Consider the following 23,132-nt stretch of genomic DNA (forward strand, 5'->3'; position numbering starts at 1 on the left):
ACGATCGGTGGGTGACCACCGCACCCCACGAGACGCCGACGCGACCGGCCCGGCCGAGGCCGCCGCACGTGCCCGGCCACCGGCTGCTGCATGTCGTCGGCACGGGGGCGAGCAGCACCGTCTGGGCGGGGGAGGACGCCGCCGGCCACCCGGTCGCGGTCAAGGTGCCCCACGACGTCCCGGCGGTGGCACCCGACGAGGCGCTCGAGCGGCACGTGCTCATGGCGGTGCGGCACGACCACCTCGTGCGCCTGCGTGACGTCGTCGTCCTCGCCGACGGGCGGGTGGCGCTCGTCTTCGACCTGCACCGGGGGGCCCGCCTCGACTCCCTCGTCGGCCGTCGCGGTCACCTGCGCCCGGGGGAGGTCGTCACGGTGCTCACCCCCGTCGCGCAGGCGGTGGACGCGCTGCACGCGGCCGGCGGGGTGCACGGTGACGTGTCCGCCCCGAACGTCATGGTGGGTCCGACCGGCCGGCCCACCCTGCTCGACCTGGGCGCGGCCCGCCTCGTCGGTGGCGGCCCGGGCGAGATCGTCGGCACGCCGGGGTTCACCGCCCCCGAGGTGCGTCGCGGTGAGGCGCCCGGGCCCCGCAGCGACGTCTACTCGCTCGGGGCGATCGCCTGGTTCTGCGTCACCGGCAACGGCGCCCCCGACCCGGTGGGCCGCCTCGACCCAGCTGTCGTCGAAAGCCACGTCGGGCCCGAGCTCGCCGGTCTCGTCGCCGCCTGCATCGACCCCGACCCGACGCGACGCCCGTCGGCGGCCGAGCTCGCGCGGCTCGTGTTCGACTGCGCCGCGGCCGAACCCGTGGAGGTGGTACTCGGCGACGACGACGACGCGTCGGCGCTGACCCACCGCATCCGGGCCCACGCCGCGCAGGACCCGCCGCCGGCGCCCGCCGGCCCGCGGCGGGGACGGCTCGGCCGCCTCGGCTCTGCTTTCGGCTCGGCCCCCGGGCGTCTGGGGTCGGCCGTCGGTCGGCGGGTGCTCGGGCGCACGGGTCGGTCGCGCTTTCACGGGCGGCCCCTTGTCGCGCGCGTCGCCCTCGTCGCTGCGGCGGTGGTGCTGCTCCTGGCCGTCGGCGTCGGGCTCCAGCGGGTGCTCACGGCCGACGCGCGCCCCACCGGGGCGACGGAAGGGGAGGCCCGCCCGTCTCCACCTCCGAGCCGGGCGCCCGGAGGTGCGACCAGCCCGTCGACCGGCCCCGACGCGACGGCGCCGCAGGCGGGCACGAGGTCCGGTGACGCCCTGCTCACGGACGCCACCGGACCGGTGCGCGACCCTGCCGCCGTCGTGCTCGCGCTGTCGACCCGACGGGCTCGGGCGCTGACCGCGCGTGACCCGAACCGGCTCGCGACCGCGAGCCGTCCCCGCTCACCGGCGTGGGAGGCGGACGCCGCCGTCGTCGAGCGCCTGCGCTCCACCCGGGTGAGGTGGTCGGGCCTCGTGCCCGAGGTGCAGTCGGCCCGCGTCGTCGGACGAGCGGACCCCGACCGGGTCGTCGTGCGGGCCCGGGTGTCCTTCCCCGCCTACCTCGAGATCGACCGCGCGGGTGTGTCGAGACTGCGCCCGGCCGACCCCGGGACACCGCTCGACCTCGTCCTGCTGCGCCAGCCCGAGGGCTGGCGGGTGGAGGCCGTCAGCCCGCCGTCAGCCAGCTGACCGCGTCGGTGACTCTCTCGTGCTCGAAGACGAAGCCGGAGTCGCGCAGCACGTCGGGCATGACCCGCTGGCTGGCGAGGATCGAGTCGGCGAACTCGCCGACGACGACGCGCAGTGCGAGGCGGGGCGCGGGGACGAAGGCGGGGCGCGAGACGGCGCGGCCGAGCACCTTCGCCATCTCCTTCTGGCGCACGGGTGCCGGCCCGGTGAGGTTGACCGGGCCCGTCACGTCGGGCTGGTCGACGAGGTGCACGATGGCCCGCACCTCGTCGGGGAGGGTGATCCACGGCATCCACTGCTCGCCCGACGAGAGGGGACCGCCGAGCCCGAGGCGGGCCAGCAGGAGCAGCGGCTTGAAGGCGCCGCCGCCGCGGGCCATGACCAGGCCGGTGCGCACGTAGGCCACGTCAAGGCCGGCGGCTGCGGCCGGCGCGGTCGCCGCCTCCCAGCGGGTGGTGAGGCCGGCGAGGAAGTCGTCACCGGCGGGGCTGCGCTCGGTGAGCACCTCGTCGCCACGGTCCCCGTAGAAGCCGACGGCGGAGGCGTTGACGAGGCGCACCCGGTTGCCGGTGCGTTCGAGGTGGTCGGTGAGGGCCCGCACCACGGTGCCGGTGGCGTCGATACGCGAGGTCTCGACGGCACGCTTGTACTCGTCGTCCCACCGCTTGTCGCCGATGCCGACACCGGCGAGGTTGACGACCGCGTCGACCCCGTCGAGGGCGGCCGGGGCCAGCGAGCCCGACGCCGGGTCCCACTGCACCTCGTCGGCCGCCTCGGTGGGCCGGCGCACGAGGCGCACCACGCTGTCACCGCGGCTGACGAGGTGACGACAGAGCGCGCCGCCGATCAACCCGGTCGATCCGGTCACGGCGACGCGCTTGCCCATGAGTCCTACCTGTTCTCGTTCGGGGGAGCCGAGTGGCCCGGGCGGGCCACCGGAGAGTCTGACGACCTCTTACCCGCTGGCCCCGCCCCGGTGCTCAGAGACCGAGCGAGGCCTCGAAGCGGCCCTCCTCGAGGCGGGCCTTCATCGTCCCGAGGAAGCGGGCGGCATCCGCCCCGTCGACGATGCGGTGGTCGTACGACAGCGCGAGGTACATCATCGAGCGCACGGCGATCGTCTCGCCGCCGTCGGCGTCGGCCACGACGACCGGACGCTTGACGATGGCTCCGGTGCCGAGGATGGCCACCTGCGGCTGGTTGATGATCGGCGTGTCGAACAGGGCGCCGCGGCTGCCGGTGTTCGTGATGGTGAAGGTGCCACCCGCGAGGTCGTCGGGGGTGATCTTGTTGCTGCGCGTGCGCGCCGCCACGTCGGCGATGGCGCGGGCCAGCCCGGCGATGTTGAGGTCACCGGCGTTCTTGACCACGGGGACGATGAGCCCCTTCTCGGTGTCGACCGCGATCGAGAGGTTCTCCGAGCCGTGGTAGACGATCTCCTCGCCGTCGACGCTCGCGTTGACGTTGGGGTGCGCCTTGAGGGCCTCCGTCGCGGCGAGCGCGAGGAAGGGCAGGAAGCTGAGCTTGACGCCCTCACGCGACTCGAAGTCCGACTTCGCGCGGGCGCGGAGGCGGGCCACCTTGGTGAGGTCGACCTCGACGACGGTCGTCAGCTGCGCCGACACCTGGAGCGACTCGACCATGCGCTGGGCGATGACCTTGCGCAGGCGCGTCATCTTCTCGCGGGTGCCGCGCTTCGGCGACTCCGCCGCGGCCGGGGCACCGCCACCCGACGAGGCGGGGGACGACGGCGCGGCCGGCGACGACGGTGCGGGAGCGGACGCGGTCGGCTGCGTGGGCTGGGCCGGCTCCGGCGCGGACGCCTTCTTGGCCGCCTCGGCGGCGTCGAGGACGTCCTGCTTGCGGATGCGGCCGCCGACGCCCGTGCCCGTCACGGACGAGAGCTCGATGCCGTGCTGCGTCGCCAGCTTGCGCACGAGGGGCGTGACGTAGGCCGCCGAGTCGTTGCTCGACGCCGTCGAGGACGAGGTGGCGGAGCCGCTCGTCGTCGCCGACGAGTCGTCCGAGCTCGAGCCCTGCGGCTGGGCCGGGGGCTTGCCGGCCCCCTCGGCGTCGGCCTGTGACTGACCGGTGGCGGCGTCGGTCGCCTCCTCGGGCTTCGCCTGGGCCGGCGCGTCGGTGCCGGCGGAGGCCTGGGCGGCCGCCGGCGTCGAGGCCTGCTCCTGCTGCTGCGGGGCGGGGGCGCTCTGCGCAGGCTCCGGGGCCTCGGGCGACTGCTGCGCGGGGACGTGCTCGTCGGGCGTGTTGCCGGCCGGCTCGACGTCGCCCTGGCTGCCGCCGATGACGGCGAGCTCGCCGCCGACGGGGACGGTCTCGTCCTCCTGGGCCAGGATCTTGGTCAGCGTGCCCGCGACCGGTGAGGGGATCTCGGTGTCGACCTTGTCGGTCGAGACCTCGAGCAGCGGCTCGTCGACCTCGACGTCGTCGCCCTCGCTCTTGAGCCACCGCGTGACGGTGCCCTCCGTGACGCTCTCGCCGAGGGCAGGCATCGTGACCGTCTCGCCGGTGTCGGCACCGCCGGAGGCCGGCTTCGGGCCGGGGCTCGCCTGCTCGGTCTCGGGCTCGCTCGTGCCCACCTCGGGCTCGGCCTCGGTGCTGGGCGCCTCGGCGGGGGTGTCGTCCTTGGGCTCGTCCTGCGCGTCCTGCGAGGCCGACCCACCGGCATCCTGCCCGGCGTCGTCGGACCCGCTGCCCGACGGGGCGGCACCGTCGCCGATGACGGCGAGGTCGGCGCCCACGGGCACGGTGTCGTCCTCCTGGGCGAGGATCTCCTGAAGGGTGCCCGCCACGGGGGACGGGATCTCGGTGTCGACCTTGTCCGTCGAGACCTCGAGCAGCGGCTCGTCGACCTCCACCTGGTCACCGACGTTCTTCAGCCAGCGGGTGACGGTCCCCTCGGTGACTGACTCACCCAGGGCCGGCATGGTCACGCGTTCTGACATGACGTGTTCTCTCCTCTTCCCAGTTTCTGGCTCAAGCGTGTGCGTGGAGGGGCTTGCCGGCCAGGGCCAGGTGCGCCTCTCCGAGTGACTCGTTCTGCGTGGGGTGCGCGTGCACGAGGGCGGCGACGTCCTCGGGGAAGGCCTCCCAGTTGACGATGAGCTGGCCCTCGCCGATCTGCTCACCCATGCGCGCCCCGACCATGTGCACCCCGACGACGGGGCCGTCTGCGACGCGGACGACCTTGACGAAGCCCTGCGTGCCGAGGATCTGTGACTTGCCGTTGCCGCCGAGGTTGTACTCGTACGTCTGCACGTCGCCGTGCACCTCGCGCGCCTGCGCCTCGGTGAGGCCGACGCTGGCCACCTCCGGGTCGCAGTACGTCACCCGCGGGATGCCGGTCTCGTCGATCGGGGTCGGCTCGAGGCCCGCGATCTGCTCGGCCACGAAGATGCCCTGCGCGAAGCCGCGGTGGGCCAGCTGCAGCCCGGGCACGATGTCGCCGACGGCGTAGACCCCGGGGACGCCCGTGCGCAGCCGCTCGTCGGTCGGCACGAAGCCCCGGTCGAGCGGGACGCCCGCCTCCTCGTAGCCGAGCCCGGCGGTGACCGGTCCTCGGCCGACGGCGACGAGCAGCAGCTCGGCCTCGAGGGTGTCGCCCGACTCGAGCGTCACGGTGACGGTGTCGGCGTCCTGGGTCGCCGAGGCGAAGCGGGCTCCGGTGCGCACGGTGATCTTCCGCTTGCGGAAGGCACGCTCGAGCTGCTTCGACAGCGCCTCGTCCTCGGCGGCCACGAGCCGGGGCAGGGCCTCGACGACGGTGACCGCGGAGCCGAAGCTCGCGAAGACGGAGGCGAACTCGACGCCGATGACGCCGCCGCCGAGTACGACGACCCGGTCGGGCACGTGGTCGATGGCGAGCGCCTGCTCGCTCGTCATGATGCGCCCGCCGATGTCGAGCCCGGGGAGGCTGCGCGGCTGGCTGCCGGTGGCGAGGACGACGTTGCGGGCGGTGAGGCGGCGGTCGCCGACGACGACGGCGCCGGGCCCGTCGAGGCGCCCCTCACCCTCGACGTAGTCGATCTTCGCGGCCTTCACCAGGCCCTGCAGCCCCTTGTAGAGGCGGGCGACGACGCCGTCCTTGTAGGCGTTCACGCGGGGCATGTCGACGCCCTCGAGCGTGCTGCGCACCCCGAACTGCTCGCCGTGGCGGGCGACGTCGGCGACCTCGGCCGCGTGCAGCAGGGCCTTCGTCGGGATGCAGCCGACGTGCAGGCAGGTGCCGCCGAGGCGGCCCTTCTCGACCAGCGCGACCTTCAGCCCGAGCTCGGCCGCCCGCAACGCGCAGGCGTACCCGCCGGACCCGCCACCGAGGATGACGACGTCGAGATCGTCTGCGGCATCGGCCGACATGTGATGGGGCTCCTTCAGGCGGTGCGAGGGGGTGGGCTCACGGCAAGGAGCATCTTGTCATTGATCGTCGTGGCGGGTACAGGCAGGTCGTCGCACGGGCCGGTGGGCCTGCGACCTGCCGGGAGTGAGGCGGTTCCCATGGTCGCGCCACGTACAGTTCGCTCATGGGCTGGTTCTCGCGCACCAAGAGCCGCGGGCTCGGACGCACCGCACCACTGCGGTCGGACGGTCCGCAGATGGAGATCGACCGCAAGGCGGTCGTCGAGCACTTCCGCGAGTTCGTCGACACCCGCGAGGGTGTCGAGGCGTACGTCGAGCCGGCCACGAGCGTCACGACGACGACGGTGGTGCTCATCGCGTGGGACGGCGAGTGGACCCGACGTGCCGTCGGCACCCCGCAGGACGCCTTCGCGCTGAGCAAGAAGCTCGGCGTGCCCGCCTACGACGTCAACCAGACCGGGTACCCCAACCGGATGCGGGAGTACAACTCGCGCAAGCGCCGCGACGACCAGCGCGCGCAGGCCAGGGCGCAGGGGCGGGGCAACCCGCTGCGCCGTCGCAACGAGGCCTGACCACAAAGCACTGGTACCCATGGGGGCCCGCCTGCAAGGGTGGGAGCACCCCGCCGACCACACAGGAGGTTTCCGATGACCGGCAACGACGCAGCATCCGGCCCGAGCGAGGAGATGAAGGCGAAGTTCCGCGCCGCGCTCGACAAGAAGCACGCGCACGGTGGTAAGGACGTCTCCGACGACGGCGACCGCTCGAAGGTGCACGGCGCCCACGGGCCCGCCAAGTCGCAGCAGATGTTCCGCCGCAAGAGCGGCGGCTGACCGCCCGTCAGAGCACACGCGAAGGGCCAGGACGCGAGGCGTCCTGGCCCTTCGTGCGTGCGGGTGCGACGGGTCAGGCGTACGACTCGGCGAGGCCGACGAGGGTGCGCACGCCGAAGCCGGTGCCGCCCTTGGGCCAGTAGCCGGTGGCGCCCTTGTCGTTGAAGGCCGGCCCGGCGATGTCGATGTGGCTCCACGGGATGCCCTCGCCGACGAACTCCGACAGGAAGATGCCGGCGGTGAGCATGCCGCCCTCGGACCCGCCCTTGTGGGCGAGGTCGGCGTTGATCGACTCGAGGCTGGGGCGCAGCTCCTTCGGCAGCGGCATGGGCCAGGTGGCCTCGCCGACCGTCGCCGAGGCGGCGACGACGCGCTCGCGGAAGGCGTCGTCGTTGGCCATGACCGCCGCGGTGTTGGCGAGGGCGATGACCTGCGCGCCGGTGAGGGTGGCGACGTCGACGATGGCGTCTGGCGACTCCTCCGAGGCGAGGGCGATGCAGTCACCGAGCACCATGCGGCCCTCGGCGTCGGTGTTGAGCACCTCGACGGTCGTGCCGCCGCGCATCGTCACGACGTCGCTCGGGCGCTGCGCCGAGGCGCTCGGCATGTTCTCGGCGAGGCCGAGGTAGCCGGTCACGGCGACGGGCAGGCCCAGCTCGGCGACCGCGAGCACGGCCGCGGCGACGGCGGCCGCCCCGGCCATGTCGCACTTCATCGTCAGCATCCCGGTGGCCGGCTTGATGCACAGGCCACCGGAGTCGAAGGTGATGCCCTTGCCGACGAACGCGATCTTCGCCTTCGGACGCGAGGGGGAGTAGCTGAGCACGGCGATGCGGGGGTCGTTGACCGAGCCCTGCCCGACGCCCACGGTGCCGCCGAAGCCGCCCGCGCGCAGCGCCTTCATGTCGTAGCTCTTGAGCTTGACCTTCGTGCCCTTGACCCGCTCGGCCAGCGAGTCGACGAAGGTCTCGGGGTAGAGCAGGTTCGGCGGCAGGTTGACGAGGTCGCGGCAGTAGGCGACCGCCTCGCCGAGCGCGACGGCGCGCTTGACGGCCTTGCGGGATGCCGCGTCGCCGGGTCCGACGATCGCCACCGACTCCACGACGTCAGTGCTCGTGGCACCGGCCTTGGCGGGGGCGTAGGCACCGAGGGCGACCCCTTCGGCCGTGGCGGCGGCGAGCGCGGTGCTCGAGCCGGGCACGACGACGGTGACCTTCTTGCGGGGGAGCGAGCGCACCGCGGCGCCCAGGCCCTTGCGGAGGTCCTCGAGGTCGCCGCCCTCGACGGGGGCCTCGCCGATGCCGGCGAGCAGCACGAGGCGGCTGGAGACGCCGGGCACGGCGTTGAGCCGGGTCAGCTCGCCGACGGAGCCCTTGAGCTCGAGGTCGGCGATGGCCGACGTGAGGTGCGAGACGGCCTTGCGGGGGAGGCCGTGGCCGGGGGCGAGGGTGGCCGTGGCCACGTCGGCGCTCGCCGCGTCGTCGCGCTTGGCGGCCGTGGCGCGCGAGGCGGCCGCGACGAGGGCGACGACGAGGGCGTCGCCCGACGCGTCGGCGGCCGAGCGGGTCGAGAGGGTCAGGTTGACCACGAAGGTGCTCCTCAGAGGCAGGTACGCGAGCACGCTCGTCGACGACCGTGCCGGCCGCGGGTGGCGGCGCTCGACTATAACGAGGGCCCTGCCGACGGCTCGCCGCCACCGGCCCCGGCCGACTCTCGCCGTCAAGTGGCCACTTCCTGTCCCCTTGCGCGCAGTGTCCCCGTCGAGTGGCCACTTCCTGCCGGCTCGCTGCGTCGGCAAGTGGCCTCTCGACGGGTGGGGGGGGTGCCGCGACGTGGCCTCTCGACGGGTGCCGTGAGGGCTCGGCGGGCGCGCGCGGGGGCCGCGATAGGTTGACCGCCATGACCTCAGCGCCGTCGTCGCCCCTGCTGTCACCGCTGCACGACCGCCACGTCGCGCTCGGCGCGAAGATGGCCGACTTCGGCGGCTGGGAGATGCCGATCGAGTACCCCGGCGGTGGGGTCGTGGCCGAGCACACCGCGGTGCGCGAGCGCGTAGGCATCTTCGACGTCAGCCACCTCGGCAAGGCCTCCGTCACGGGTGCGGGCGCGGCCGAGTTCGTCAACGCCTGCCTCACCAACGACCTGCGGCGCATCGCCCCCGGCTCGGCCCAGTACACCCTCTGCTGCGACGAGAGCGGTGGCGTCGTCGACGACCTCATCGCCTACCTGCGGGCCGACGACGACGTCTTCCTCATCCCCAACGCCGCCAACACGGCCGAGGTCGTGCGCCGCCTGAAGGCCGCCGCGCCTGACGGGGTCGAGGTGACGGGCCGGCACCAGGACTTCGGCGTCGTCGCCGTGCAGGGCCCGCGCAGCGACGAGGTGCTGCAGGCGCTCGGGCTGCCCACCGGCCACGACTACATGTCGTTCGTCGAGGCCGACTGGCAGGGCGCCCCGGTCATCGTCTGCCGCACCGGGTACACCGGCGAGCGCGGCTACGAGCTCGTGCCGAGGTGGGACGACGCGCCCGCGCTCTGGGACGCCCTCGTGTCTGCGGCCGCCGACCAGGGCGGCATCCCGTGCGGTCTCGGCGCCCGCGACACCCTGCGCACCGAGATGGGCTACCCCCTGCACGGCCAGGACCTCTCGCTCGAGATCTCGCCGGTGCAGGCACGCAGCGGCTGGGCCGTCGGCTGGAAGAAGGACACCTTCTGGGGCAAGGAGGCCCTCGTCGCCGAGAAGGCCGCCCCGACCCGGCTCATGCGCGGCCTGCTCGTCACCGGTCGCGGCATCCCGCGCGCCCACTGCGGCGTCACCCGCGACGGCGCGACCGTGGGGGAGGTGACGTCGGGGACGTTCTCGCCGACGCTGCGCCAGGGCATCGCGCTCGCCATGCTCGCCCCCGAGGTCGCCGACGGCGAGACCGTCGAGATCGACGTGCGCGGACGCAGCCTGCCCGCCACGGTCGTCAAGCCGCCGTTCGTGCAGACGCAGACCCGCCAGGCCTGATCGGCCACCGTCCGACACCCCACCGGCCGACCACCCACCGGGCAGGCCGACCGCCACGCCATCAGGCGACGCGCCATCACTCGACGCGCCGCCGCGCCGTGACGGCCCGGCGGTGGGAGGCTGACCCCGACCCCCTCCGCACGGGGGTCGTCCGACGGCATCCGGGCATCCCCTCCGGCCGCGGACCGCGTGGAAGGTCTGGCCATGGGCGCACCTCCGAACGAGCTGCACAAGGGGCTCAAGCAGCGTCACCTGACGATGATCGCGATCGGCGGCGTCATCGGCGCGGGCCTCTTCGTGGGCTCCGGCGTCGTCATCAACTCGGCCGGGCCGGCCGCGTTCATCAGCTACGCCGTCACGGGCGTGCTCATCATCATGGTGATGCGCATGCTCGGCGAGATGGCGACGGCCAACCCGTCGACCGGGTCCTTCGCCGACTACGCCCGCAAGGCGCTGGGCGGCTGGGCGGGGTTCTCCGCCGGCTGGCTCTACTGGTACTTCTGGGTCATCGTCGTCGGCTTCGAGGCCGTCGCGGGCGCCAAGGTCCTCACCTACTGGTTCAGCGCGCCGCTGTGGCTGCTGTCGCTCGGCCTCATGCTGCTCATGACGGCGACGAACCTGTTCTCGGTCAAGTCGTTCGGCGAGTTCGAGTTCTGGTTCGCCGGCATCAAGGTCGGGGCCATCGTCCTGTTCCTGGTTCTCGGCGCGTTCTACATCTTCGGGCTGTGGCCCGACAAGAGCGCCGACTTCAGCAACCTCACGGCCCAGGGCGGGTTCATGCCGAACGGCACCGGGGCGGTGTTCTCGGCCATCGTCGTCGTCATCTTCTCGATGGTCGGCGCCGAGATCGCCACCATCGCGGCCGCCGAGTCGTCGAACCCCGAGAAGTCGATCGCCAAGGCGACGAACTCCGTCATCGCGCGCATCGCCATCTTCTTCGTCGGCTCGATCTTCCTGCTCGCGGTCATCCTCCCGTGGAACGACAACGAGCTCGGCGCCTCGCCCTACGTCGCCGCGTTCAAGCAGATGGGCATCCCCGCCGCCGACCACATCATGAACGCCGTCGTGCTGACGGCCGTGCTGTCGTGCCTCAACTCCGGCCTCTACACGGCCTCGCGCATGCTCTTCGTGCTCGCCGCGCGCCGCGAGGCGCCCGTGCAGCTCATCCGCGTCACCGAGAAGGGCGTGCCGCGCAACGCCATCCTCTTCAGCTCGATCATCGGCTTTCTCTGCGTCATCGCCGCGGCCATCTCCGAGGACGGCGTCTTCCTCTTCCTGCTCAACAGCTCGGGCGCGATCATCCTCTTCGTCTACCTGCTCATCTGCGTCTCGCAGGTCATCCTGCGTCGGCGCACCGACAGCTCGACGCTGACGGTCAAGATGTGGCTCTTCCCGGCGCTGTCGATCCTCACCATCGTCGGCATCCTCGCGGTGCTCGTGCAGATGGGCCTCACCCAGAGCACCGCGCCCCAGCTGTGGCTGAGCCTGCTGGCGTGGGCCATCGTCATCGCGTTCTACCTCGTCACCAAGGCCCGCGGCGGGTCGGTGGATGCCGGTGAGCGCGCTGTCGACGCCCCCACCGGGAGTGCCACCCGGGTCCTCGTGCTCGCCAACCAGACGGTCGACGCCACCGAGCTGCGCGACGAGCTGCGCCGCATCGACGCCGCAGGCTCGGCGGAGTACTTCGTCTGCGTCCCGGCCAACCCGGTGGACACCGGCCAGGCCGAGACGAAGGGCGCCGTCTACCTCTGGGAGGCCACCACCGCGGCCGCCCAGCAGCGGCTCGACTACACGCTCGGCTCGTTGCGTGAGGCCGGTCTCACGGCCGAGGGCGAGCTCGGTGACTACCGCCCGCTGACCGCCCTCGCCGACGCCTTCGACCGGTTCGACCCCGACCGCATCGTCGTGTCGACCCTGCCGCCCGACCGCTCGGTGTGGTTGCGCAACGACGTCGTCGACCGCGCCCGCGCCGAGTACGACGTGCCGGTCACGCACGTCGTCGCCGAGAGCGTGGTCGCCACCGGATAGCCCGAAAAAAGTTGGCACCGCACGGATGCCGGGGCCTACCGTGAACGGCGGGCCCCGGCATCTGCGCTGGGCGGCCCGACACCGAGGGAGGCCGACGTGGGTCTGCAGGTCACGGAGATCGTCGTCGCGGCACGCGACCCCGAGGCGCAGGCGCGTTTCTGGGCCGGGCTGCTGGGCTGGTCGGTGTCGCGGGGCGGCTGGAGTGTCGCGGCGGTGTCGGCCCACGGGCTCGACCTGCCGTTGCACTTCGAGGTGCGTGAGGAGCCGAAGCGCGGTCTCGACCGCACCCACCTCGACCTCACGAGCAGGTCGCCCGAGCACCAGCGCGAGCTCGTCGACCGTGCCCTCGCCGGCGGCGCGACCCACCTCGACGTGGGCCAGGGCCCCGACGCCGACCACGTCGTGCTCGCCGACCCGGAGGGCAACGAGTTCTGCGTCATCGAGTCGTGGAACGCCTTCCTCGCCGGGACCGGTGCGGTCGGCGCGTTGGCCGGCAGCGGGTCGCGCGCGACGGGCGTGTTCTGGAGCGGCGCCCTCGGCTGGCCGCTCGTGTGGGACCAGGACGACGAGACGGCGGTCCAGCACCCCGACGGCGGGCCGAAGATCACCTGGGGTGGCGAGCCGGTCGCGCCCAAGCAGGGGCCGAACCGGCTGCAGCTGACCCTCGAGGTGTCGCCCGGGGGCCGCCTCGTCGACGAGGTCGACCGGCTGCTGCAGCTCGGCGGCACCCGCGCGGACGACGGGCCGTCCGGGGCCCGCGGGTCGGGCGGAGCGGTGCCGATGTGCGACCCCGACGGCAACGAGCTCTGGCTGCGCCCGCCGCACGACGACTGACGCACCGACGGGACCGTCTCCCGGGCCACCCCGGGGCCACCCCGGGGCCACCCCGGGCAACCCGGACCGCGCCGGGCTCCCAGCGCCTGCGCAACACACCGAGCAGCTGTCGGATCCGCGAGTTGCAACACGCCGACGTGCGCAGTGCTCGGTGTGTTCGCCGCGAGAGGGGCGAACGGGGGTCAGCGGGCGAGCAGCGCGGATGCCGTCGCCGCCACGACGAGCGCGCCCGCGACGGCCGTCTCGATCGCCGCGCCGATGACGTCGCCGGTGACTCCGCCGAACCGTGTGACGGCCCGGCGGGCGACGACCGTCGCCACGAGCACCGCGGTGGCCACGACGACGACCGCCGCGACCGCTGCCCCGACGCCGAACCCGAACGTCGTGGCCGTGCAGGCGATCACGGTGACGACGGCCAGCAGACCGGCGAGCCCGCCGACGGGTACCGAGCCGGAGACGGTCGCCCCCAGCCCGGCCGGGCGCGCCGACGGCACGCCCCGGCGGCAGAGCACCGCGGGCGCGACCCGGCTGACCACGAGCGCGAGCAGCGCCAGGGCGACGCCGGCGTCCGTACCGAGGCAGGCGGCCAGGGCCGCGGCCTGCACGAGCAGGGTCAGCACGAGCGCGGCCGCCCCGGCCGGGCCCGTGTCCCCTCGTCGCATGACGGTCAGGGCCCGCTCGCGGTCGTAGCCGCTGGTGAGCCCGTCCGCGGTGTCGGCGAGTCCGTCGAGGTGCATGGCCCGCGACAGCGCGGCGGTCGCCACGAGCGCGAGGGCGGCGGCGACGAGGGGGGCGACGACGGCCGTGCGGGCCCCGACACCGAGGGCCAGCCACACCAGCGTCGCCGGTAGTGCCGTCAGCGGGGCGAGCAGCATGGCCCGACCGGCCACGCCGGCGTCGACCGCGCTCGGCGGCGGCACGCGCAGCGCGGTGAAGGTGCCCCAGGCGAGGCGCCAGCCGTCACGCATCGAGGGTGCGCGGGGGGAGGTGGTCGGGCACGAGCGGCGCGGCCGTGAGGTCGAGCACCCGCCCCGCCACGACGAGGTGCACCCGGTTCGCGAGGCCCGAGACGGCGGCGTTGAGCCGGCCCAGCTCGTCCTGGAACAGCCGGCCGGATGCCGTCGTCGGCACGAGCGACCACCCGACCTCGTTCGTCACGACGACCACGTGCACCGGAGCGGCACGCAGGGCGCCGAGCAGACCGGCGACCCGCTCCCGCAGGGCCGCGCGGGCGGCGTCCAGGTCGTCCCACCCCGCCTCGTCGACGACACCCGTCAGCCACGTGCCGAGGCAGTCGAGCAGCACGGGCGCGTCGGCCGAGCGCAGCACCGGCTCGACGTCGACCGTCTCGACGACCCCCCACGCCTCGGGTCGTCGTCGTCGGTGGGAGTGAACCCGTTCGGCCCACTCGGGGTCGCCGTCGTCGGCGCGTCGGCCGGTGGCGAGGTAGGTCACGACCGCCTGGTCGGCGAGCAGCTGCTCCGCGTGCCGGCTCTTCCCGCTGCGCACCGGCCCGGTGACGAGGGTGACGCTCACGGCCTCGGCCCGGCGTCGCGGACGTCAGGGACGTCGGGGACGTCGGGGACGTCGCGGTCGACGGCATCCGCCCGCGACTCGAAGGTCACGGGGGCACCGAAGGCGGCGCGCCGCGCGGCCCGGCGGAAGACCCGGAGCAGGGCAGGCCCGGCGACGACGACGAGCACGGCGTTGAGCACGCCGCGGGGGAGGTCCCAGCCGAGGGAGGTGGCGAGGTAGAACAGGCCGTAGTGCGAGAGGTTCTCGGTCAGCGGGGCCCCCGGGACGAAGGCGAGCCCGGGCGCGGTGCCGGCCCCGAGGAACGGCCAGAACCACAGGTTCATCACCGCGCCGTAGAGCAACCCGGTGAGCAGGGCGTAGGCGGCGAGCACCCACCGCTCGGCGCGCGCCGCGGGCCGCACCGGCAGCAGGCCGGCGCCGAGGCCGATGGCCCCGGCGCAGAGCATCTGGAACGGCAGCCACGGGCCGACGCCGCCGGTGAGCAGGGCGCCGGTCGTCACCGCGAGCGCGCCCGAGACGAGCCCGACGCCCGGCCCGAGCACGCGCCCGGCCACGACGACGACGAAGAACATCGGTTCGAGGCCCGCGGTGCCGGCGCTGAGCAGGCGCATGGCCCCGCCCGCGGCCGCCGCGACCCCGAGGACGGCGATGGTCTTGGCGTCGAGGCGCCCCGACGACACCTCAGCGAGGCACACGAGCGTGAGCAGGCCGAGCAGCACGGCGAAGAGCCACGGCGCGTCGTTGCCGTGCGCCCGCACGAAGTCGGCCGAGGCGAGGAACGGCCACGCGAAGGCCACGGCCCCGACGAGCCCGACGAGCGCGAGGGCCGCGACGGCGGGCCACGACAGCCCGATGACCCGGGGGCGCACCGTCCGCACCGGCGACGTCGGCGCGGCCGTCGTGACCGTGGCGCGGGCGCCCGTGTCGGCGCTCACGCGGTCTCCTCGAGCGCGGCCGCCACCTCGGCGACCGTCAGCCAGGTCTGCGGCAGCAGCACCTTCGTCACCTGCGGCGCGAAGGCGGGGGAGGCGGCGAGCACGTCGCGGGCCGGTCCGTCGCCGACGACCTCTCCGTCGGCGAGGATGACGACGCGGTCGGCGATCTCGGCGGCCAGCTCGACGTCGTGCGTGGCGAGCAGCACGGTCGTCCCCGCCGCCGCCAGCTCGGTGAGCACGAGCCCGAGCCGCTGCTTGGCCCCGTAGTCGAGGCCGCGGGTCGGCTCGTCGAGCAACAGCACCTCCGGGCCTCCCGCGAGCACGACGGCGAGGGCGAGCTCGAGCCGCTGGCCCTCCGACAGGTCACGGGGATGCCGGTCGGCAGGCACCCCGCGCGACACCCGGTCCAGCACGGCCGCGGTCGAACCGGCCGGGACGCCGAAGTCGCGGTCGGCGTCGGCGCACTCGCCGGCCACGGTGTCGGCGTAGAGCAGCAGCTCGGGCTGCTGGGGGACGAGCCCGACGACCCGGACGCGCTCACGGGCCGACACGGCATCCGGGTCGACACCGGCGGCGCCGAGCCGCACCCGCCCGGCCGACAGCTCGTGCTGGGCGACGAGGGCACCGAGCAGCGTCGACTTGCCGGCCCCGTTGCGGCCCATCAGGGCGGTGACCGAGCCCCGGGCGACGGTGAGGTCGAGGCCCTCGACGACGACGCGACCGCCGCGCCGCACCCGGGCGCCCTCGACGACGACGGCGTCACTCGGGCCGATGGCGCGCAGCGGAGGCACGGCGCCCCCGTCGCGAACGTCGCGCCCGTCGGGAACGTCGCCGCGGCCCGCGGCGGACGCCCGGTCGAGCCGCGCCCGCAGCGGGGCGGCCCGGCGGCGCGCGTCGCGCACCGACAGCGGCGGCGGTGACCAGCCGGCGAGGCGCGAGAGGCCGACGACGGGCGGGAAGACCTGCGAGACCTCCATGGCCTCGGCGGGGTCGAGCAGGGCGGACGTGCGACCCTCCGACACGAGCACGACCCGGTCGGCGTGGTGCACGACGCGTTCGAGGCGGTGCTCGGCGAGCACGACGGTGACACCGAGGTCGTGCACGATGCGGTGCAGCGAGGCCAGCACCTCCTCGGCCGCGACCGGGTCGAGGGCGGAGGTCGGCTCGTCGAGCACGAGCACCCGCGGGCCGGCGGCGAAGAGCGAGGCGATGGCGACCCGCTGCTGCTGGCCCCCCGACAGGGCGCCGAGCGGACGCGCCCGCAGGGCGGTGAGGCCGAAGAGGTCGAGGGTCTCCTCGACGCGGCGGCGGATGGCCGTGGCGTGCAGGCCCATCGTCTCCATGCCGTAGGCCACCTCGTCCTCGACGACGTCGGTGACGAAGGTCGAGGCGGGGTTCTGGTCGACGAGGCCGACGACGGTGGCGAGGTCGCGGGGGCGGTGCTCGGCGGTGTCGAGGCCGTCGACGGTGACCCGCCCGGTGAGCGTGCCGCCGCTGAAGTGGGGGACGAGCCCGTTGACCGTGCGCAGCAGCGTCGACTTGCCGCTGCCCGTCGGGCCCACGACGAGCACGAGCTCGCCCTCGGGCACCTCCAGGGTGACGTCGTGCAGGGCCGGTGCCGACGCCCCGGCGTAGGTGACGCCGACGTGCTCGAAGCCGATCACGCCGTCACCTCCTGCACGTCGTGCACCCGGCGCGGGCGGGGCGTGAGCACGGCGGGAGCGGCCGCCACCACGAGAGCGAGCACCGCGGGGAGGGGTACCGCCGGCAGCGCGGGCGACTGGGGTGGGACGACGCCCTCCCAGCCGGCCACGGACCCGACGACGAGCGCGCCTGCCGCGACCGCACCGCAGGCGACGGTGAGGGTCTCGCTCAGGGCCCACTCGTCGCGGCGGTGCCGCGAGCGGGTGTCGCGTGACGCACCGACGACGAGGCTCGCCGCGGCCAGCAGGGCGCCGACGACGAGCAGTGGGAGGCCGAGCGCCCCACCGACGGACCCGTCGAGCAGCCCGTAGAGGCCACCGAGCACACCGAGCACGCCGAGCAGGGCCATGGCAGACGCGAGGCGACGGTCGCGCGGGGTCGAGCGCAGCGCCCGGCCGTAGCCCCGCGACTCCATCGAGGCCGCGAGCCCGAGGGAGCGCTCGAAGGCGGTCTCGAGCACGGGCACGGCGAGGCGGGCCGTCTCGCGGAGGCCGCGGGCGTCGTGTCCGCGCAGCGCCCGCGAGCTGCGGACGGTGCGGGCGTCAGCGAGCAGCTGGGGGGCGAAGGTGAGGCCCACGACGACGGCCGTGCCGACGTCGTAGAGCGTGGCCGGCAGGTAGCGCAGCAGCCGTCGCGGGCTGGCGAGGGCGTTGGCGGCGCCCAGGCAGGCGAGCACCGCGGCGAGGCGGAGGCTGTCGTACAGCGCGTAGAGCAGCGACTCGAGGGCGACCGGTCCGCCGATGCGGATGCCACCGGCCCACTCCGGCAGGGGAACCCGCGGCAGCGTGAAGAGCACGGTCGACCCGCCCGTGCCGTTGCCGAGCACGACGGTGACGAGCAGGCGCAGCACGACGATGACCGCGCCGAGCACGAGGAAGGGCACCAGCGGGTTGGCCACCGACGGGTCGGCGCGCTCGGTGACGACGACGACGCAGACCCCGACGACGAGCAGCAGCAGCACGGGGTTGGTCGTGCGCGAGGCCGCCGTCGCGAGGCCGAGCCCCCACAGCCACCAGGCCGCGGGGTGCTGCAGTCGCTCACGCACTCGCTCGGGTCGCGTCACGGGTCTCGCGGTCCTCCTGGTCTGGCTGGGTCTCGCCGGGTCTCGCTCGGTCCTGCTGGGTCTCGCCGGCGTCGGTCAGTGCTCGCCACGGCGGGCCCGGGCCCGCGAGCGCAGCAGCACGACGACGAGCACGGCGATGATGGCGAGGGCCGCCACGACGTAGGCGACGACCGTTCCGGCGGACGTGCCCGCGGCGGCGCCCTCGGCGACCGCCTGGCCGGCGGGGGTGGAGGGGGCGCTCGACGTGGCCGCACCGGGGAGGGTGAGCTGCACGGGCGTGTCAGCCGCCGCCGCCGCGCTGCTCACCTCCTTGACCTCGCCGCCGCAGCCGGATGCCGGGTAGCCGGCCACCGCGCACACGAGCCCGCCCTCGACGCGCAGCTCACCGACCGACTTGAGCACATCGGTGCTGCTCGCCTGGGTGGGCACGGAGGCGCAGCGGGCCGTCGGCTCGGGCGGGGTACTGGCGCTCTCGGAGTCGGCCGCACGGCCGAAGTCGACGACGAGGCCGACACGCTTGAGACCGTCCTGCTTCGGGGTGGTGCTGCACAGCTCGTCGAACGTGGGGGTGGCCCGCGGGAAGCGGCTCGAGCTCTCGTCGGCGACGGCGAAGCGCCAGCCGTCGACGGTGCCGTCGGCGGGCACGGTCTGGTCGGGGCCCTTCTGCGCGAAGGTCCACGAGGTGCCGCTCTCGGTGAAGAAGCCCCAGAAGCGGTAGGCCGCGGCCTGGGCGGGTGCGACGGTCAGGGCGCCGAGCCCGGCGGCGAGCAGCAGCGCCACGAGCAGGCGGGCCGCCGCAGCGGGCCGTCGACGCGTGATGGGTTGACGGGCGTTCACGGGGCCTCCTCGCGGGGGGAGGGCACCGCGTGCGGCCGGCCACCGGCCGCTCGTCACCAGGTGTCTCCGGTCCGCATTCCACGACAGACTGACAGGGAGCCGAACGGGCGCGGGTTTTCCGGCTGGCCCCCGGCGTCGGCCGGTGGCGTCACGGTTGCGGGTCAGCGCCGGAGTCTCACCGGCTTGCCCCATCGCCCCTCGGGGTACCCCGAACCGTCGCACGCTCGCGCGAGGGCCGTCAAACCCGGCGCCGCCACGGACACCGCGCGCTGGCTAGGGTGGCAGGCATGAGTGCCGACTGGACCTGGGTGTACCTCGACGCGCAGGGCAACCCCGTGACGGATGCCGCCCTGCCGACGAACGGCTTCCCGACGCAGAGCGACGCGGAGAACTACCTCGGGGAGTCGTGGCGCGAGCTGCTCGACGCCGGGGTGGAGGCCGTGACCCTGCGCGAGAACGACACCGTCGTGTACGGCCCCATGAGCCTGCGGGCCGCCGAGTGAGCGCTGCCGGGGGAGCGGGCGGCGTGCACGTCGACCGGGTCTCCGACGGGTTGGCCCGTGACCTCGACCGTCGGCTCGTCGAGGCCCAGCGCCGGTGGCGCTCACCCGGCGTGAGCGCGGGCGTGGTGCGCGACGGCATCCTCGTCTGGTCCGGCCACGTCGGCGCGGCGAGGCTGGCGGAGCCCGGCGGCGCGGACGGTGACGCCGGCACCGCCGACACCCCCGTCGACGACGACACCCGCTTCATGATCGGCTCGGTGACCAAGACCTTCACCGCCCTCGCCGTCATGTCGCTGCGCGACGAGGGTCGGCTCGACCTCGACGACACGCTCGGCGACCACCTCAGCGGGCAGCGGCACGCCCGGGTCCCGATGCGCCAGCTGCTCGCCCACGCGTCGGGCCTGCAGCGCGAGCCGGTGGGCCACATCTGGGAGAGCCTCGAGGCCCCCGACCGGGACGCCTTCCTCGCCGGGGTCGAGCAGGCCGAGCAGGTGCTGCCGTCGCACCACGCCTTCCACTACTCCAACCTCGCGTACGGGCTGCTCGGCCAGGTGCTCGAGACGGTCACGGGTCAGGACTACGAGCGGGTCGTCACCGAGCGCGTGCTCACCCCGCTGGGGATGACCCGCACGACCCTCGCGCCGGGTGACGACCGCGCCCGTGGCTACCAGGTCGACCCGTATGCGGGGACCGCGACCGAGGAGCCGCTCTTCACCCTCAACGCCACCGCGCCGCTCGGCGGCCTGTGGTCGACGGTGGCCGACCTCGCCGCCTACGCGGCGTACGTCGCGGACCCTGACGACCGCGTCGTGCGGCCCGAGACGGTGGCCGAGATGTGCCGGCCGATCATCATGACCGACCCCGACGGCTGGTCGGGCGCATACGGGCTCGGCTTCGGCATGGGCCGGCGCGGCGACCGCGTCTTCGTCGGGCACGGCGGCGCCATGCCCGGGTTCCTCACCGGGCTGCGGGTGCGCCGACCGGAGAAGGTCGGCGCGGTCGTCTTCGCCAACAGCACGGCCGACGCGACGTGCCTCGGGCTCGCCACCGACCTCGTCGAGGCCGTCGTCGACGCCGAGCCCGTGCTCGCCCCCGCGTGGGTGCCCGAGCGGCCCGCCCCGCAGCTGCAGCACCTGCTCGGCCTGTGGTGGTCGGAGGGGTCGCCGATCACGTTCTTCGTCCGCGACGGTCGGCTGTGGTCCCGCCTGGTCGACGACGACCCGCTGTCGGAGACCCGCTACGAGCCCGAGGGCACCGACCGCTACCGGGCCGTCGAGGGTCGCGAGCGCGGTGAGGTGCTCGAGGTGGTGCGGGCCGGTGACGGCACGGTCGCCAAGCTGTACTTCGCGACGTATGCCGTCACCCGGCATCCGCTCGCGTTCGCCGACCTGCAGGGCTGACTCAAGGCCGACCCCACCCGGTCGGGCGGGGTCGGTGCGACGCCTCAGAGGGTGGGGCGCTCACCCCGGGCCACCTTGGGCTTCGGCATGCGCGTACGGCGCATCTGGAACGCGCGCATGATCGCGTACATCGCCTCACCCCGCTGGGGCTCGCCGAGGCGGCTGCCGTCGAGGCGCTTCTTCGTGCGGCGCCACATGAGCACGGCGTCGAGCACCGAGACGATGATGAGCCCGTAGACGAGGATGAAGACCGAGAGCAGCGCCCAGCTCGTGCGCACGAAGCTGAGCAGCAGCACGAGGAGCATGACGGGCAGCAGGAACTCGCCGATGTTCCAGCGCGAGTCGACGGTGTCGCGGATGAACTTGCGACGCGGCCCCTTGTCGCGCGGCGGCAGGTAGCGCTCGTCGCCGGCGAGCATGCCGGCGCGCTGCTTCATCTGCGCCTCACGGCGGGCGACCTTGTCGACCTTGCCGGCCGCCTTGCGGTCGGTGACGATGAGCGGGCGCTTGTTGGCGGCCTCCTGCTCGCGCCGCTTGGGCGTGGGGCGGTTCTTGGCTCCCGGGCGGGCGTCGACCGCGGCGGTCGTCTCGGTGAGCTCGTCGTTGAGGGTCTTCTTGCGTCCGAACACGGGCCCACTCTAGGTGGTGGGCGCCCGGCCACCCGCATCGTCACCGGATGCCGGGTGGCCGGGTCGTGCGCGCCCGTGCCGGTGGGTGGGGGGCTGGTGCGGGCGGGGGCTCGCGGGCGCCCGTCGGGGGCGCGGGCGTCTGGGTAGGGTCGGGAGCGTGACTGACGACGTGCTCACCCCGGCCCAGCTCGACGGCATCCGATCTCGGGTGCGTGACCTCATGCCGCAGGTGCGCGCCGACCTCGAGGCGCTCGTGCGCATCCCGAGCGTCTCGGCGAGCAGCTTCGACCAGAGCCAGGTGGCGCGCAGCGCCGAGGCCGTCGCGGCCCTGCTCGCGGCCGAGGGGCTCGAGGTCGAGGTCGTGACCGAGGGCGGGCGTCCGGCCGTCATCGGCCACGTCGACGGGCCCGAGGGGGCGCCGACCGTCACCCTCTACGCCCACCACGACGTGCAGCCCCCGGGTGACGAGTCCGACTGGACCACGGCGCCGTTCGAGCCGACCGAGCGCGACGGCCGCCTCTACGGGCGCGGCGCCGCCGACGACAAGGCGGGCGTCATGGCCCACGTCGCCGCGCTGCGCGCCCACGCCGGCGACCTGCCCGTCGGGCTGACGATCTTCGTCGAGGGTGAGGAGGAGTCGGGCTCGCCCTCGCTCGAGACCATCCTCGAGCGGCACGGCGACCGGCTCGCGGCCGACGCCATCGTCATCGCCGACTCGACGAACTGGGCCGTCGGTGCGCCCGCGCTGACGACGACGCTGCGCGGCGGAGTGCGGGTCGTCGTCACGGTGCGCACGCTCGACCACTCGGTGCACTCGGGCATGTACGGCGGCGCGGCGGTCGACGCCGTGACCGCGCTCGTACGGCTGCTCGCGACGCTGCACGACGACGAGGGATCCGTCGCCGTGGCCGGGCTTGACTCGGGGGAGGCGGCCGACCTCGACTACGACGAGGCCCGCTTCCGTGAGGAGTCGGGGCTGCTCGACGGGGTCGAGCTCATCGGCACCGGCTCGATCCTGTCGCGGCTGTGGACCAAGCCGTCGATCACGACCATCGGCATCGACGCCACGTCGATCGACAAGGCCTCGAACACGCTCGCGGCGAAGGCGGCCGCGAAGATCTCGATGCGGCTCGCCCCGACGCAGGACCCGGCCTCGGCGTTCGAGGCGCTGAAGACCCACCTCGAGGGCCACGCGCCGTGGGGCGCGAAGGTCGAGGTCAGCCTCGAGGAGAGCGGCCCGGGCTTCGCGGCCGACGCCGACGGCCCGGCCTACGACCAGGCCCGGGCGTCGTTCGCCGACGCGTGGGGCACCGAGCCGGTCGACATCGGCGTCGGCGGGTCGATCCCGTTCATCTCCTCGTTCGTCGAGCGGTTCCCCGAGGCGGCGATCATCGTCACCGGCGTCGAGGACCCCGACACCCGCGCGCACGGCGCGAACGAGTCGCTGCACCTCGGCGAGTTCGAGAAGGTCTGCACGGCCGAGGCGATCTTCCTCGCCCGCATGGGAGCGCTGCGGGCGCGCTGACCGGGCCACCCGGCATCCGGGCGCGGTCCGTTTCCGGGCCGTGGCGGGAAAAGGTGCACGGCCGGGCGCGGACGCTGTCCCTCATCGGGCCGTGGCGCGGAAAAGTGCACGGCCGGGCGAGTTCGGCGTCCGGAATCGGGCCGTGGCGGGAGAAAGTGCACGGCCGGGCGGGTTCGGCGTCCGGAACGCGGCCGTGGCGCGGAAAAGTGCACGGCCGGGCGAGTTCGGCGTCCGGAATCGGGCCGTGGCGGGAGAAAG

At 74.3% G+C, this 23,132-nt stretch carries 19 protein-coding genes, 1 pseudogene and 1 riboswitch; of the genes and pseudogenes, 9 read left to right on the forward strand and 11 right to left on the reverse strand.

Annotation, left to right across the window (positions count from 1 at the left end):
- Positions 1-11 precede the first annotated feature (11 nt).
- Complete coding sequence (locus DFJ68_RS05915) at positions 12-1,664, forward strand: serine/threonine-protein kinase (RefSeq protein ID WP_121031828.1); 1,653 nt, start codon at positions 12-14, stop codon at positions 1,662-1,664.
- Here the strand turns inward: DFJ68_RS05915 and DFJ68_RS05920 are convergent.
- The 3 genes from DFJ68_RS05920 to lpdA all read right to left on the reverse strand — a co-directional run bounded on the left by DFJ68_RS05920 (position 1,642) and on the right by lpdA (position 6,038).
- Complete coding sequence (locus DFJ68_RS05920; RefSeq protein ID WP_121031830.1) at positions 1,642-2,550, reverse strand: TIGR01777 family oxidoreductase; 909 nt, start codon at positions 2,548-2,550, stop codon at positions 1,642-1,644. The two genes, DFJ68_RS05915 and DFJ68_RS05920, sit on opposite strands and share 23 nt — an antisense overlap.
- Positions 2,551-2,644: 94 nt before the next feature.
- A complete protein-coding gene (sucB, locus tag DFJ68_RS05925) occupies positions 2,645-4,627 on the reverse strand; it encodes a 2-oxoglutarate dehydrogenase, E2 component, dihydrolipoamide succinyltransferase (RefSeq protein ID WP_121031832.1) in 1,983 nt (660 codons plus the stop codon).
- A gap of 31 nt (positions 4,628-4,658) precedes the next feature.
- The gene (gene lpdA / locus DFJ68_RS05930) at positions 4,659-6,038 is read right to left on the reverse strand and encodes a dihydrolipoyl dehydrogenase (RefSeq protein WP_121031834.1); all 1,380 of its coding nucleotides are present in this window, start codon (positions 6,036-6,038) and stop codon (positions 4,659-4,661) included.
- A 164-nt stretch (positions 6,039-6,202) separates the two neighbouring features.
- Between lpdA and DFJ68_RS05935 the strand changes: the two genes are divergently transcribed.
- Together DFJ68_RS05935 and DFJ68_RS05940 are read left to right on the forward strand one after the other, a co-directional pair.
- The gene (locus DFJ68_RS05935) at positions 6,203-6,610 is read left to right on the forward strand and encodes a hypothetical protein (RefSeq protein ID WP_121031836.1); all 408 of its coding nucleotides are present in this window, start codon (positions 6,203-6,205) and stop codon (positions 6,608-6,610) included.
- A 75-nt stretch (positions 6,611-6,685) separates the two neighbouring features.
- Positions 6,686-6,871 (forward strand): DUF5302 domain-containing protein, encoded by a 186-nt coding sequence (locus DFJ68_RS05940; RefSeq protein ID WP_121031839.1) that lies wholly within the window; start codon positions 6,686-6,688, stop codon positions 6,869-6,871.
- Positions 6,872-6,944: 73 nt separating this feature from the next.
- Here DFJ68_RS05940 and DFJ68_RS05945 read toward each other — a convergent pair whose 3' ends face one another.
- Positions 6,945-8,459: a leucyl aminopeptidase gene (locus DFJ68_RS05945; protein WP_121035128.1), complete on the reverse strand. Its 1,515-nt coding sequence runs from the start codon at positions 8,457-8,459 to the stop codon at positions 6,945-6,947.
- A gap of 311 nt (positions 8,460-8,770) precedes the next feature.
- On the opposite strand from DFJ68_RS05945, the gene gcvT reads away from it, so the two are divergent.
- The 3 genes and pseudogenes from gcvT to DFJ68_RS05960 all read left to right on the forward strand — a co-directional run bounded on the left by gcvT (position 8,771) and on the right by DFJ68_RS05960 (position 12,742).
- Positions 8,771-9,880, forward strand: coding sequence for a glycine cleavage system aminomethyltransferase GcvT (gcvT, locus tag DFJ68_RS05950; RefSeq protein ID WP_121031841.1), 1,110 nt, complete (start codon positions 8,771-8,773; stop codon positions 9,878-9,880).
- Positions 9,881-10,084: 204 nt separating this feature from the next.
- Positions 10,085-11,473 (forward strand): annotated as a pseudogene (locus DFJ68_RS05955) (amino acid permease); the annotation flags it as partial.
- A 531-nt stretch (positions 11,474-12,004) separates the two neighbouring features.
- Positions 12,005-12,742: a VOC family protein gene (locus DFJ68_RS05960; protein WP_121031845.1), complete on the forward strand. Its 738-nt coding sequence runs from the start codon at positions 12,005-12,007 to the stop codon at positions 12,740-12,742.
- Between the two features lie 182 nt (positions 12,743-12,924).
- Here the strand turns inward: DFJ68_RS05960 and DFJ68_RS05965 are convergent, their stop codons facing one another.
- The 6 genes from DFJ68_RS05965 to DFJ68_RS05990 form a co-directional block, all read right to left on the reverse strand.
- Positions 12,925-13,710 carry an adenosylcobinamide-GDP ribazoletransferase gene (locus DFJ68_RS05965; RefSeq protein ID WP_121031847.1) on the reverse strand — a complete coding sequence of 262 codons (786 nt, stop codon included), beginning with the start codon at positions 13,708-13,710 and terminating at the stop codon, positions 12,925-12,927.
- Positions 13,703-14,278, reverse strand: a complete 576-nt coding sequence (locus tag DFJ68_RS05970; RefSeq protein WP_121031849.1) for a bifunctional adenosylcobinamide kinase/adenosylcobinamide-phosphate guanylyltransferase — start codon at positions 14,276-14,278, stop codon at positions 13,703-13,705. The genes DFJ68_RS05965 and DFJ68_RS05970 overlap by 8 nt, the downstream gene beginning before the upstream one ends.
- Positions 14,275-15,213 (reverse strand): ECF transporter S component, encoded by a 939-nt coding sequence (locus tag DFJ68_RS05975; protein WP_245963491.1) that lies wholly within the window; start codon positions 15,211-15,213, stop codon positions 14,275-14,277. Before DFJ68_RS05975 ends, DFJ68_RS05970 begins: the two co-directional genes overlap by 4 nt.
- Positions 15,210-16,877: an ABC transporter ATP-binding protein gene (locus DFJ68_RS05980; protein WP_121031851.1), complete on the reverse strand. Its 1,668-nt coding sequence runs from the start codon at positions 16,875-16,877 to the stop codon at positions 15,210-15,212. Before DFJ68_RS05980 ends, DFJ68_RS05975 begins: the two co-directional genes overlap by 4 nt.
- Positions 16,874-17,980 carry an energy-coupling factor transporter transmembrane component T gene (locus DFJ68_RS05985; RefSeq protein ID WP_121031853.1) on the reverse strand — a complete coding sequence of 369 codons (1,107 nt, stop codon included), beginning with the start codon at positions 17,978-17,980 and terminating at the stop codon, positions 16,874-16,876. Before DFJ68_RS05985 ends, DFJ68_RS05980 begins: the two co-directional genes overlap by 4 nt.
- A gap of 75 nt (positions 17,981-18,055) precedes the next feature.
- Positions 18,056-18,817 (reverse strand): SCO2322 family protein, encoded by a 762-nt coding sequence (locus DFJ68_RS05990; protein ID WP_245963492.1) that lies wholly within the window; start codon positions 18,815-18,817, stop codon positions 18,056-18,058.
- 91 nt (positions 18,818-18,908) lie between these two features.
- Positions 18,909-19,043: riboswitch (cobalamin riboswitch) on the reverse strand.
- 61 nt (positions 19,044-19,104) lie between these two features.
- Here DFJ68_RS05990 and DFJ68_RS05995 point away from each other — a divergent pair.
- Both DFJ68_RS05995 and DFJ68_RS06000 read left to right on the forward strand, forming a co-directional pair.
- Positions 19,105-19,320, forward strand: coding sequence for a hypothetical protein (locus tag DFJ68_RS05995; protein WP_121031855.1), 216 nt, complete (start codon positions 19,105-19,107; stop codon positions 19,318-19,320).
- Entirely contained in the window at positions 19,317-20,720 is a 1,404-nt protein-coding gene (locus DFJ68_RS06000; protein WP_121031857.1) for a serine hydrolase domain-containing protein, read from the forward strand. Before DFJ68_RS05995 ends, DFJ68_RS06000 begins: the two co-directional genes overlap by 4 nt.
- A gap of 44 nt (positions 20,721-20,764) precedes the next feature.
- On the opposite strand, the gene DFJ68_RS06005 is transcribed toward DFJ68_RS06000, so the two are convergent.
- Complete coding sequence (locus DFJ68_RS06005; protein ID WP_121031859.1) at positions 20,765-21,349, reverse strand: DUF3043 domain-containing protein; 585 nt, start codon at positions 21,347-21,349, stop codon at positions 20,765-20,767.
- Positions 21,350-21,506: 157 nt separating this feature from the next.
- On the opposite strand from DFJ68_RS06005, the gene DFJ68_RS06010 reads away from it, so the two are divergent.
- On the forward strand, positions 21,507-22,874 hold the full coding sequence (locus DFJ68_RS06010; RefSeq protein WP_121031861.1) for a dipeptidase: 1,368 nt from the start codon (positions 21,507-21,509) through the stop codon (positions 22,872-22,874).
- Positions 22,875-23,132 lie beyond the last annotated feature (258 nt).

This window comes from Terracoccus luteus, assembly GCF_003635045.1.
GTDB classification, from domain to species: domain Bacteria; phylum Actinomycetota; class Actinomycetes; order Actinomycetales; family Dermatophilaceae; genus Terracoccus; species Terracoccus luteus.